The following is an 11,614-nucleotide window of genomic DNA, read 5'->3' as shown; positions in this document are numbered from 1 at the left end:
ATGTGAGCGAACGAACTCCTAAAGAACGCTTGTATTGGCTAATTGAATTATTACAGAAAAACGAGATTGAATTACCAAAATTCTGTGATGAGTTTTCGTATACCTACAATATTGATCTCGATTATGATGAGTTAACAGAACTTGAGAGTGAGATGTTTCGTAATCTAGCGGACGTTACCTCAAGATTTTCTCCCTACGAGGAGGATCATAAACTCGATCCAAAAGCATTTTATAAAATAGAGGATGTTAGAGAAGCGGTTAGTATAGTAGTAAATAAACTGAACATTTGAAGGAACACGTAAAATCGTTTTTAACCCCCTAAACGAGTATCAATGCTCGTCTGGGGTTTCTTTTTGGCCTGTAGAAAGAAGAGATGAAAAGAATAACCTCTAAACCTGTAAAATTTTAGGATATGGACTACTCTACCACAATGATGTGTAAAGACAAAAACAAGGTTATTACTATACAAATGCCCACGGTGATATCGTAGAAATAAAGGATAAGACTGGTCAAACTCTAAATAAGTATGAGACGATCTATGGGGAAATGTAGAGAGCAAGCAGGAAAAGATGTCTAACCCGTTCTTGTATATGTTGATCCTACTGGGAATTGGTGTGAATCTAAGGATGGAAGGTGGGCACAACCTAGCTCATGTAATAACACGGGCAGTAAATCCAGCTATGATAGTGATCACAATGGAAGTATTATTAAAGAAAATGATAGAAAAATAGATATATTTGAGTATGAAATGTCTAATGATGGAGTAAGAGCGTTAGAAGGATTTGAAGATCCATTTACTTACATTTCAGGTGTTGGTGGGCTAGTAAAAGGAGCAATCAAAGCTGGAGCCAAAAAGGCAGCCCAAGAAGCTACTACTACTTTTATTAAAATGGATTTGCAATTTTTCTCTAAGAATATAGGTCAGGGTTGGATTAAACATGAGGTTTATAATGAAATTCGAAACAAGTTTGGTAAGGAAGGAGTTCAAAAATTTGTAGATGCAATGAATAAGGGCATAGTCGGAGGTAAAGGTGAAAATGGGATTAAGATGCTTTCTGGTAAGGGAATAGGGGTAGGAAAAAAATGGTATAAATATGAAGTTAAAGTTAAGGGGCAGTACGGTGATTGGCGTATCTACGGTAACTTTGATTCGAAGTCTGGACGTATTATATTTGATAGGTTTGATAAAGGAAAACATTAAAAGGAGCAAGAAAATATAATGAATATTAAAACGTTAAAAGAGTGGTGTCTATCCAATAAAATAGAAGAGCGCTCCATTAAATCCTTTTGGGAAGCATTTGAAAGCTATCGTGTAGACGATCCCGAGGAGTTTCGTATGTTTTTTACTAACTATAACCCTGAGTATTTGGATGTATTCATTGATACTGTTTCATTATCACTTGGAAACTGGCCTGAGTGTAATTACACTCGTGTAGTAACAAACCTTCGGATTTTTTATCAGGAAAAAGGAGTTGGTTCGTACAGACTTGTATTCACTTTATCTGGAGAAATTGATGATGATTACCTGACCTTATACTAGACTATGTTTTTACCCCAAACGAGCAATCATGCTTGTCTGGGGTTTCTTTTTGACGTTGTAGAAAGCACTAGATGAAAAAAATAACCTCCAAGCCTGCAACATCTGGGGGAACGAGCTTCTCTACCGGGATGATGTGAAGGATGAAAAACAAGGCTATTACTATACAAATACCCACACTGGCATCGTAGAAATAAAGGATAAGGCAGGTCAAACCCTGAATAAGTATGAGTATGACCTTTGGGGAAATGTAGAGAGCAAGCAGGAAAAGATGTCCAATCCGTTCTTGTATGCAGGTGAGATGTATGATGAAGAATCGGGCTTGATTGATCTGCGTGTAAGATATTATGATCCAAATGATGGAAGGTTTATAACAGAGGATACGTATAAGGGGTAAGTGGATAATCCGCTTAGTTTGAATCGGTATGCATATGTGCATAACAATCCTGTGAGTAATGTTGATCCTACTGGGAATTGGTGTGAATCTAAGGATGGAAGGTGGGCACATCCTGCGGATGTAGTAGTAAATCCAGCAAAAAGTCTCATGATAATGATCATAGTGGTGACTTTATCATTGAAAACGGTAAAGTTATTGGGGCTTTCAAATATGATGATGGTAGTGGGGCCAGAGAATTAGAAGGATTTGAAGATCCATTTACTTATTTATCTTTAGGTGGAGGAATTGTTAAGGGAATCTTTAAATCGTCAATAAAAGGAATAGTAAAAGGTTCTTCAAAGCAAGTTGTTCAAAAAAGTGGAGAGTTTTTATTTAAGGTAGATCTTCAGCATTTCTCGTCATATGTAATGAAGGAAGTTTCGGAGTTAGGAAGCAATAAAATAAAACATATCATGGATTCTAAGCATGCTTGGAGTAGAATTGTTAATGATCCAAATGATTGGACCCAGGTCTCTGTCATCATGTCTAGAGTTATGAGAGAAGGAGCGGAGCAGGTCCATAAAAGTGGAGTTACAACCTCATATAAAAAAGTACTAAAAGTAGGCAGTGAATTTGTAGAGGTAACTTATGTGAAATTGCCGAACGGTAGTATAAAAATTTCTAATGGATGGGTGAGAACAATACCATGATTAAGGAAGCTCTGGTTTCAGGAAACTATTTAGAAGCTATAAATAAAGCTAAAGACATGAAGTTGGAGGATTTATCTGGGTCATTACTTGAACTCGCATTTGAAAATGAAGAAATTGTAGCATACACTTTTGTTACTTTTTTAATCTTTCAATTAGGTGAAAATAGTGATTTACATTGTTTAGCTTCATCGTTGTTAAGTCATCCATTATGTCATATTGACGGAGCTTACAAGTCGGCTTTATTTCACAGTAGGAGAGCATTAGAGTTATCTCCTAACAATATTAGTTTAAAAGAAAATTTGTTGTTTTTTCATACCATTCCAGATCGATTGATAAGTAAAGATGAGGCTATCCTCCTAGCCAAAGATGTTTTACAAACTGATTCAAATAGTGCTATAGCGAAGGAAGTTTTGGAGATTTATGGATATTAATTGTAGTTAAGATAATACGGCAATAAAGTATATATTCTTACCCCAACGAGTAGATCGCGTTTGGGGTATCTTTTTTCTTTGAATCCGCCACTCGAAAGATGAATCGGACTTGGTTTATCTTCGCCCCAGAACTTATAATCCAAATGACGGAAGATTTATTACAGAGGATACGTATAAGGCGCAAGTGGATAATCCGCTTAGTTTGAATCGGTATACGTATGTGTACAATGGTTTCTCCGTCTTTAACATGTGCTGTTGATATGGCGAATTGCAAGACAAATCTTGATGCACAAGTAACGGCAGGTAAGAAGATAGCAACTGAAGGAGCAAATTTCTTAATAGTAGACGATATAAATACGCTTTTGGATCCGACTAAATCATTGGGTGAAAAAGCTTTTACTGCCGCTAGCCTTTTCCCATTTGCAAAAGTTCTTAAAGTAGCTAAAGTTGAAGTTAAAATTAACAAAGTAGCCAAAGCAATTTCAAAATGTAATTGCTTTACAGAAGGTACTAAGGTATTGACAGACGAAGGGGAGAAAAATATCGAAGACATTCAAGTCGGAGATAAGGTTCTCTCTAAGAATGTCGAGACTGGCGGGGTTGCATACAAAGAGGTTACGGCTACATTCAACCATGAAACAGATGAGATTTACCAAATCCATGTTGGCGACCAAGTGATTGAATCGCCCTATAATCATCCGTTTTGGGTAGGGGGCAAGGGATGGACGTATGTGAAAGACCTTGAAGTTGGTGACTTGCTTGTTCAGAGCGATGGAAATACACTCAAGATAGAAAGCTAGAACTGGAGCATAAGCACCGGATGGTACTATAGTTTCTTTTGGTAAGCAATAACGTATTTTTAACTGGTTGGAGGTTTAGGGAATTGAATAAAGAAGAAATTCTAGCAAAGATATCATACCTGTACAAATTTCAACTAGTTAATCCCTTTCCATATGAGGATACTAGGAGAATAAAAATTGATTTTGAAAGGGATTTTGTATTACTTCAGGATGAAAGTTTAAACGCTGATTTTAATGATTATTGTACTGTAATTGTTGGAACGACGAGTTATATTTTAAAAGGTAACGTTGCTAACATCCCTAAGAAGCAAGTTGAATTATTGAATGAGGGTTTTTTTCAACGATTTCCTCAGTACAGTTTTATTGAAACAAGTTTGAAGAACTATCCTGACTTTCAAAATGAGTACAATAATCATGAACAATTAAGAAAGCTAATTCTAGATTATTTGCACAGCAATTAACGAGTATCAATTTAATTATTGCAGACCTTGAGGGGTTATCCTTCGAGGTCTTTCTTTTCCCCACCCAGTGCCGAATGAATCGGGCGGTACGTTCCACAAGAACTTAACCCTCATCAACCCGGTATAATATTTTCCTGAAAAGAAGGTATGTACGAGAGAGGTTAACAAATATACCCTAAGTAACGCAATACCGTTACGATATTCAGATTGATTATGGTCAGATACCACCATGGTTGACCTGTTTTTTGTTATCTTCGGTTTCTTGCAGATTTTCAAAAAAAGGTTGCGACAATGTACGTACATAAAGCGATGTATAGGGTGAAGGACGATCAAAAAATATTCATTGCAACAAAATGAGGGGATATCCCGATGTTTATTGTGTAAGGGTCAAAATTAATCTGGTAACGTGCAAGTTTACATAGAAGCAGGTAAGGAACGTTTTAGGCTAACCACCTTGTCCTCTAATATAGTCCGAAATTCGTTAAAAAATTCGGATTGGGGGCTGAGTATGGAAGACGTGCCAGTTCGATTGATCGAATTGTAGTAGATTTTACGGACGTATATTGGGACTTCTTCAACCGATGTCATCAAACTTTACGTACCCATTTCAATGCTAGTTTTCGTTTGCAGGAGAAAGGGTTTAAGTATCATTTACATGTGAGAGATGGGGTGTTGGTGGGCTACTAAAAGGGGCAATCAAGGTAGAGCTAAAAACAAGAAGCTACAACTACTTTTATCAAAACGGATTTGCAGTTTTTTTCTAAAATTAATTTTTAGTATTAAACCTGCTGTAAGTAATAAAAAATTAAAAAACATTGTGAATGAATTGTATAAAGGGCAAAATATGCTTAAATTAATCGAAAATGGAACTACTACATAGTCAAAAAGGTCAAGACTATAGCAGAGCATTAGAAAAGTCAGTGAATAATAATACATTAAATCATCAGGAGAAACAGATTGCGCAGGCGTTATTAAATGATCTGAGAATGCTTTAGCTGGTAAATAAAGATATAGGGAGTGAATTAAACATGGAGTACAATGATTTAGTTCAAACATTGTTAGTAGAAATACCAGAACTTAACCCTGTGTATGAAGAAGAAATTGAGTGGTTAAAGGAAGATTTACCTCATGTAATTTTTGGTATTGTTTTTAATCCGTATTTAATTGAAATTCTGAATGTACATGACCAAGAGAAAAAACTAAAAGCGATTTTTATATTCTTAGAAAAAATGGCAATGAGTTCTGATGAAAAAGTAAAGGAGGTATTAGTTACCACTATTCTTGAATCGTTAATAACGGAAAGGAACATTATTGTTAAAGCAAAGCAGTATATGGGGAGTGTAACAAAGAAATTGTGTGAACAGCTAGAAATAGCATATGGATACTAAATAAATTTATTCGACACCTCATTGGGCTTGTTATTCTGGTGAGGTATTGATTTAAATTATAGTGATAGTGGTAGAAGACATCCCAAAATGGGTGGGTGAAAACCAATACAAGGATTAACGACGCTTTACTTTCGGGTAATTACTTAGAAGCTATGAATAAAGCTAAAGATATGAAGTTGGAGGATTTATCTGGCTGTCTAGCTTCATCCTTGTTAAGTCATCTATTACGTCATATTGACGGAGCTTATAAGTCGGCTTTATTTCATAGTAGGAGAGCATTAGAGTTATCTCCTAACATTATTAGTTTGAAAGAAAATTTGTTGTTTTTTCATACCGTTCCAGATCGATTGATATGTAAAGAGGAGGCTATACTACTAGCCAAAGAAGTTCTATAAAATGATCCAACTAGTGCTATAAAAAAGGAGGTTTTGGGGATTTATGGATATTAATTAAAGTTAAGATAAGAAGGTTATAAAGTATATATTTTTACCCCAACGAGTAAACTCGTTTGGGGTTTCTTTTTGCTTTGAAACCGCCACTCAAAAGATGATGAATCGGGCTTGATTTATCTGCGAGCAAGCTATTATGGGTATTATGATCCAAATGATGGAAGGTTTATAACAGAGGATACGTATAAGAGGCAAGTGGATAATCTACTGAGTGTGAAACGGTATACATATGCGCATAACAATCCTGTGAGTAATGTTGATCCTACTGGGAATTGGTGTGAATCTAAGGATGGAAGGTGGACACATCCTGGCTCATGTAATAACAAGGGCATTAAATTCAGCTAGATATCAATGGAAGTATTATCAAAGAAAACGGTAATAAAATAGATATCTTTGATTAGGAAATGCCTAATGATAGAATTCGTGAAGATATAGAATTAGAGGTAAGGCTATTATTACTGTTAGCTCCGTTACTAAAGTTTTTCGCTTGGTAAATCTACACAAGTTACAAAAAGAGTTTAGAGTATGAAAAAGGGAGATTCAATAATCGCTGGAAGGCTTTCTGAAAGAATGGCTCCGGATACTCTACAGGCAAGAGTTGAACAAGAAGCTAGATCGATAGAATGAAAAAGCACTAGCACGGGCTTGAAAAAAGGGACAAAGGTATATAGTGATTTTATTATGTTGACCCAATGGGGAATCCTCCTATGGTTGTTGAGAATGTGATAAAACGTGGAATGCGAATTGAAGGTAATACCGTAGGTACTTGGGTTTATAGACTTGGGAATGTCAGAGTTATTCAAATAGTGCAGGTAATGTAATTACAGTTATTCCAAAATAGAAATGAGGTAAATCATGTTTATCAAATTTGACGAGTATGAATTATTAGAGCTATTTTGTAAAGAACCAATAGTCCTCCATGAAAAAGAAACAGGTATGTATATATACTCAAAGCAGGACAAGCATGGGTTTAATCTACAATTGTATTTATCTGTTTTTGAGAATGTATGTACCTTGAGTTTGACCCATAAAGATCTGGAAGATTCAATTTTTGAATTTGAACTAATTGATGTTGAAAGTATAAGAACGGAGAGTGATCTTTTAATCATTAGACAATCAAACTCACATAGAGATATTCCTGTTAAATTGAAACCAAATTTTTCGTTAGAAATACAAAAATTTAAATAGACTCCAAAATACACTCCACATGAGTAGTAATGCTCGTTGGGGTGTTTTTTCTTTGATCATACTTAATTAATAGAGGATCAAGTATACCCCCTTTCAAACTTATTAGGTGGTCAACGACTTAATAGGATATGGTATAGGGATATGAGAAGAAAGGGATTAAGCTTCATTTTGAGTATAATCCAGAATCAAATCCGTATTATTTTATTTAACTATTGTACTAAAGTCTATCTCAATCAAGGGAAGGTAAAGGAAGGAGGGGGAGAATGAACGAGAGAATTGTCATAACTAAACTAGTTGACGATAAGGGACACAGTCATGATTCGAACCTTTATGTACGATTTAGAGAAAATGATACTGTTCATCTGATTCTGGTAGGAAAATCTCTGTATATTGAAAGCAATGAAGTAACATATGTTCAGAGTCTTCTTGAGTTAATAACGAAATTACCAGAGGGGTATGAGCTAAAGTTCTTAAATATTGTACAATCTACAAATGGTAATTCTATAGAAATACTAACGATAGAGGAATATATTGCTGTCACTAGACAATATGACCCTGACGAACCTCAATTAAAGTTCAGATTAGTATGCGACTACAGAGGCATAACCTTTGAAGCGGAAGCTATTGAGGATTTTTCCATCGCTTTACAAGCACTTCAAGACAAAATGGACGTATCCTTTACCATTTGTGCTTTTTGCTCAATTGGTGATTTCAGGTCAACTGGTGGAGAAGACTTAAGACATGGTTGGTACTGTTTATGGGATGTATTAAATCGTCACCCTGATTTACCTTGGTTTCAACGGGAACAAGAATTTCAAGAAGCGTATTCGAGTGTCAATGCGTTTCATTGGTGTCCTAGTTACGTAAAAGCAGTGGATAGAATGTTTTAAATAGTGTACAACGGAACCCCAAACGATAAACTACTCGTCAGGGGGTTCTTTTTGTTTGAGTTGCCGGGTTACTTTTTAGAAGCGGGATCATACAAATACAATCAATAAAAATTAATAAATTTATTTGATAAAATTAGAAGGCTTATTCCAACTTGAACGATGAGAAGAAATGAGCACTTGTTCTTAAGAAACAATCACAAGCAGAAATATGAGGTAATCTTAGCGGAAGTAAGCAAACGAACAGGAAGAAAAACGTAACTGGGACTATAAATATGATCTATGAGGAGAACAGATCTATGTAAAAGATCCGGAAAAGAACATATATAAATTCCAATACGATGCAAACGGGAACCGATGAGTACCTTTGCAAATATGACAAGGAGACAGCCCGTTATGTATACAATGGTCCCTCATGGAAGCTCCACGAAATCGATCCTGCTACTGAAAAGGTCCAAGAGAATTACTAATATGACCAAAGTAAGAATCTAGCAAGCTTTATGGATCGTAAAGGAAATACTCGTAAATATACCTACATATGCCCAACTTCTATGACTACATTTGGGCGTACGTACGAACAAAGATACGAGGATGAAGATAATACTCCGGACTCGATTGTGTATCCAGATGGAACTGCAACAACTTGCACCTATGATGAGCTAGGACTCATAAAATCACCTAAGAGTACGATACATCCACAGCAGGGGATACCGCACATGTGCAGTATCCAAACGCCTGTATTACGTGAATGTACCCGATCAAAAAGTTGCCAAAAAGTAATTACTAGAAATGTCTGGGAAAACAGAAAAGAATGGGTTCGTCAGAACTGACTTAGTAGCCAGGAAGATATCCATATAGACTGCACTATCAAACGATAGAGCGAAGTTTTGCAGATTCGAAAGAACTGCATGGACTTCGCTACAGCTGTTTACGGGGAAAAACAAATTAACAGGCGCAGATGCTACTGATGGCAACTGTACAGAATATAAAAAAGATCGCTCTTCACCTCGCTAGAGTAGCTAAGGTAGAGAACGATCATTTCGTGCAACAAGACAATCAAATACTGCTTGAGGTTAACTAATAAATTGGGTTTCTCGACAACCTGCTATTAAATTGTTAAATTTCCAAAATATACATTTTTACTTTCAATTGTATGTATAGTATTTTTTATAGGTATTTATTACTGCATCTTATATCTAAAAGAGGGGATAAGCTCATGAAACCTGAATTGAATCCCATTAACCCCCATACAGGACATACCTATAAGAAAACGTATATCCCAGTAATAACAAAATTCTGGATCAGTCACGTAGCTGCTTTGCTTTGGATGTGCTTTTCTATTTACTTGGCGCTTCCATGGTTAGAAGACCTTGCGCATATTGTATCCTTTCCTTTAGCTTTATTAATTATCGGAGGTATATCATACATTCCTGGCTATATGAATGCCTTTTTAGTAATAAGTTTAATTCTTGATCGTCAGCCTGCTTTCAAAAATGAATTTCCTCATGATGAGATTATCGTTCTTATAGCTGCCTATAACGAAGAGAGACAAATCTATCAAACTTTGCAATATATAAATAAACAAGATTATCACGGGAAAATTAAGGTATTTGTTATTAATAATTGTTCTACAGATCAAACAGTTCACGAAGTCATAAAAGCAAAAAAAGAATTAGGTATTGAAATTACATTACTTCATGAAGAAATGCCGGGAAAATTCCATGCCTTGAACCATGCTCTAAAATTTGTTGAAACTCCTTATGTCATTACGATCGATGCAGATACACTGCTTCCTAAATCCTCTATACGTTATCTTGTAGCACGTATGAAATCTAGCCCAGAAAATGTTTGTGCTGTTGCTGGCTCGGTTCTAACCAAAAACAGCAGAGAAAACTTTTGGACAAAAATTCAAGAATGGGATTACTTTTTAGGTATTGCGTCTATTAAAAGACTTCAAGGCCTATATCAAGGAACTTTAGTTGCTCAAGGAGCCTTTAGTATATATAAAACACAATGTGTAAAAGAAGTCGGTGGTTGGCCAGATGCTATAGGTGAAGATATTGTTTTAACATGGCGTTTACTTGAGAAAAAGTGGAAAGTTTATTTTGAGCCATTGGCAGTTTCATTTACTGAAGTACCTAGTTCCCTTAAGCACTTTGTCAGACAGAGAGCAAGATGGGCAAGAGGTATGATAGAAGGTTTAAATGAAATAAAGCCATGGAACCAGCCTCAAGTATTTGTTAAATACTTAACTGGAATTAATTTAATCATGCCTTATTTAGATCTTACTTATACACTATTTTGGCTTCCTGGGCTGATATTGACTTTTTTCGGTTATTACTGGATTGTTGGCCCAATGACACTTCTTGTTTTACCTTTAACCCTAATCAGTTATAGTATTCTTTATTTTTATCAAAGAAATTTTGTATTTAAACCTTTAAATCTTAGAATTAGAAAAAACTTTATAGGCTTTATTTTCTTTATTCTTGGCTATCAAATGATTATGTCACCTATCTCTGTGTATGGTTACATACAAGAATTTTTTAAATTTAAAAGAAACTGGAAGTGAGAGAGTTATCGAAGAATGAACCATTAGCTTAGGGTGTATTAGTTCAGCAAGCTAAAGTAGCAGTCAAATATTTGTATTCCCGTCTACATAAAATTTTAATAGAACGTAACGAGTTTCTGGATAGTAATTTGTTCAAATCTATCTTATCAGCATGTAAACGTATGACTGATTTAAATTACACCAAGCAAGATGCAATAAAAATCTCTGCTAAAAAATTTAAGGTAACTCAAGAAGAAATAAAAAAATATGTAGATTTACTTGGTATAGAAAGTAAGCGGTATATTGAATCTAAGAAAACTTTTTTAACAAAAGACAACGCCAGCTTTGGCCACAGAGAGAGCAGGAAGTAACACAAGATATAAATGTGTCGTAACTAAGTGCGATGTTATTGTTTATTGTATTTCTCTGAAAGTCCATACCTTTTCATTTTGTTATAGAGTGTGCCGCGTGACATTCCTAATAGTTGCGCGGCTGCTTTTTTATTTCCATATGTGCGCTCTAATGCCTGCAATATTTTTGTTTTTTCCACATTGCCTTCTCTTCCGTACCGGGCTGGCACATATTCATTGGAAGAACAAATTGTTATGATACGTTGAAAAAGCTGGATGATGCGTCCACTATTAAATGATGGAGTGTTTGTGCTAATAAATCTTCAATTTAGTTTTTGATATATGAAAAACAAAACATTATTTGGAGTTAGTATAGTTTCATGGACACCTCTTAGTTAAGTCCTTACAATGAAAACAAGAGGAGATGAGTCCGGATGGAACACAAAAAAACGAACAAGAGATACAATGAAGATTTTAAAAGAACAGTGG

At 35.4% G+C, this 11,614-nt stretch carries 13 protein-coding genes and 4 pseudogenes; 16 read left to right on the top strand and 1 reads right to left on the bottom strand.

Features of this window, described 5'->3' with window-relative positions; genetic code table 11:
- Nucleotides 1-2: 2 nt before the first annotated feature.
- The 16 genes and pseudogenes from O0550_RS09955 to O0550_RS09880 all read left to right on the top strand — a co-directional run bounded on the left by O0550_RS09955 (nt 3) and on the right by O0550_RS09880 (nt 11,146).
- A complete protein-coding gene (locus O0550_RS09955) occupies nt 3-290 on the top strand; it encodes a magnesium and cobalt transport protein CorA (RefSeq protein ID WP_176489377.1) in 288 nt (95 codons plus the stop codon).
- Nucleotides 291-748: 458 nt separating this feature from the next.
- The gene (locus O0550_RS09950) at nt 749-1,201 is read left to right on the top strand and encodes a hypothetical protein (RefSeq protein ID WP_258426189.1); all 453 of its coding nucleotides are present in this window, start codon (nt 749-751) and stop codon (nt 1,199-1,201) included.
- A gap of 18 nt (nt 1,202-1,219) precedes the next feature.
- The gene (locus tag O0550_RS09945) at nt 1,220-1,540 is read left to right on the top strand and encodes a hypothetical protein (RefSeq protein WP_018674242.1); all 321 of its coding nucleotides are present in this window, start codon (nt 1,220-1,222) and stop codon (nt 1,538-1,540) included.
- 133 nt (nt 1,541-1,673) lie between these two features.
- Nucleotides 1,674-1,934 carry an RHS repeat-associated core domain-containing protein gene (locus tag O0550_RS24525; protein WP_258426188.1) on the top strand — a complete coding sequence of 87 codons (261 nt, stop codon included), beginning with the start codon at nt 1,674-1,676 and terminating at the stop codon, nt 1,932-1,934.
- 101 nt (nt 1,935-2,035) lie between these two features.
- On the top strand, nt 2,036-2,623 hold the full coding sequence (locus tag O0550_RS24520) for a polymorphic toxin type 35 domain-containing protein (protein ID WP_258426187.1): 588 nt from the start codon (nt 2,036-2,038) through the stop codon (nt 2,621-2,623).
- Nucleotides 2,620-3,054: a hypothetical protein gene (locus O0550_RS09930; protein ID WP_258426186.1), complete on the top strand. Its 435-nt coding sequence runs from the start codon at nt 2,620-2,622 to the stop codon at nt 3,052-3,054. The genes O0550_RS24520 and O0550_RS09930 overlap by 4 nt, the downstream gene beginning before the upstream one ends.
- Before the next feature lie 97 nt (nt 3,055-3,151).
- A pseudogene (locus O0550_RS09920) lies at nt 3,152-3,854 on the top strand (polymorphic toxin-type HINT domain-containing protein); the annotation flags it as partial.
- Between the two features lie 83 nt (nt 3,855-3,937).
- Complete coding sequence (locus O0550_RS09915) at nt 3,938-4,315, top strand: YxiJ-like family protein (RefSeq protein WP_258426183.1); 378 nt, start codon at nt 3,938-3,940, stop codon at nt 4,313-4,315.
- Between the two features lie 1,028 nt (nt 4,316-5,343).
- Nucleotides 5,344-5,703, top strand: a complete 360-nt coding sequence (locus O0550_RS09910) for a DUF7674 family protein (protein WP_258426181.1) — start codon at nt 5,344-5,346, stop codon at nt 5,701-5,703.
- 152 nt (nt 5,704-5,855) lie between these two features.
- Nucleotides 5,856-6,098 carry a hypothetical protein gene (locus O0550_RS09905; RefSeq protein WP_138976951.1) on the top strand — a complete coding sequence of 81 codons (243 nt, stop codon included), beginning with the start codon at nt 5,856-5,858 and terminating at the stop codon, nt 6,096-6,098.
- 153 nt (nt 6,099-6,251) lie between these two features.
- Nucleotides 6,252-6,497 (top strand): annotated as a pseudogene (locus tag O0550_RS24645) (RHS repeat-associated core domain-containing protein); the annotation flags it as partial.
- A gap of 510 nt (nt 6,498-7,007) precedes the next feature.
- Nucleotides 7,008-7,340, top strand: coding sequence for a hypothetical protein (locus tag O0550_RS09900; RefSeq protein ID WP_035318564.1), 333 nt, complete (start codon nt 7,008-7,010; stop codon nt 7,338-7,340).
- A gap of 263 nt (nt 7,341-7,603) precedes the next feature.
- The gene (locus O0550_RS09895) at nt 7,604-8,230 is read left to right on the top strand and encodes a hypothetical protein (RefSeq protein ID WP_258426180.1); all 627 of its coding nucleotides are present in this window, start codon (nt 7,604-7,606) and stop codon (nt 8,228-8,230) included.
- A gap of 737 nt (nt 8,231-8,967) precedes the next feature.
- Nucleotides 8,968-9,308, top strand: a pseudogene (locus O0550_RS09890) (transposase); the annotation flags it as partial.
- A 135-nt stretch (nt 9,309-9,443) separates the two neighbouring features.
- On the top strand, nt 9,444-10,796 hold the full coding sequence (locus O0550_RS09885; protein ID WP_258426179.1) for a glycosyltransferase family 2 protein: 1,353 nt from the start codon (nt 9,444-9,446) through the stop codon (nt 10,794-10,796).
- A gap of 161 nt (nt 10,797-10,957) precedes the next feature.
- Nucleotides 10,958-11,146: a hypothetical protein gene (locus tag O0550_RS09880; protein ID WP_255253011.1), complete on the top strand. Its 189-nt coding sequence runs from the start codon at nt 10,958-10,960 to the stop codon at nt 11,144-11,146.
- Between the two features lie 35 nt (nt 11,147-11,181).
- On the opposite strand, the pseudogene O0550_RS09875 reads toward O0550_RS09880, so the two are convergent.
- Nucleotides 11,182-11,322, bottom strand: a pseudogene (locus tag O0550_RS09875) (helix-turn-helix domain-containing protein); the annotation flags it as partial.
- Nucleotides 11,323-11,614: the final 292 nt, after the last annotated feature.

It is taken from the genome of Brevibacillus halotolerans (genome assembly GCF_026891775.1).
Classification (GTDB): Bacteria; Bacillota; Bacilli; order Brevibacillales; family Brevibacillaceae; genus Brevibacillus_B; species Brevibacillus_B halotolerans.
This window is presented reverse-complemented; position numbering and strand designations above follow the sequence as displayed.

Bases quoted from the DNA above. Each gene is read 5' to 3' on its own strand.
- O0550_RS09945 (WP_018674242.1), top strand. From the start codon at position 1,220: ATGAATATTAAAACGTTAAAAGAGTGGTGTCTATCCAATAAAATAGAA.
- O0550_RS09950 (WP_258426189.1), top strand. From the start codon at position 749: ATGTCTAATGATGGAGTAAGAGCGTTAGAAGGATTTGAAGATCCATTT.
- O0550_RS09885 (WP_258426179.1), top strand. From the start codon at position 9,444: ATGAAACCTGAATTGAATCCCATTAACCCCCATACAGGACATACCTAT.
- O0550_RS09910 (WP_258426181.1), top strand. From the start codon at position 5,344: ATGGAGTACAATGATTTAGTTCAAACATTGTTAGTAGAAATACCAGAA.
- O0550_RS09895 (WP_258426180.1), top strand. From the start codon at position 7,604: ATGAACGAGAGAATTGTCATAACTAAACTAGTTGACGATAAGGGACAC.
- O0550_RS09900 (WP_035318564.1), top strand. From the start codon at position 7,008: ATGTTTATCAAATTTGACGAGTATGAATTATTAGAGCTATTTTGTAAA.
- O0550_RS09905 (WP_138976951.1), top strand. From the start codon at position 5,856: ATGAATAAAGCTAAAGATATGAAGTTGGAGGATTTATCTGGCTGTCTA.
- O0550_RS09930 (WP_258426186.1), top strand. From the start codon at position 2,620: ATGATTAAGGAAGCTCTGGTTTCAGGAAACTATTTAGAAGCTATAAAT.
- O0550_RS09880 (WP_255253011.1), top strand. From the start codon at position 10,958: ATGACTGATTTAAATTACACCAAGCAAGATGCAATAAAAATCTCTGCT.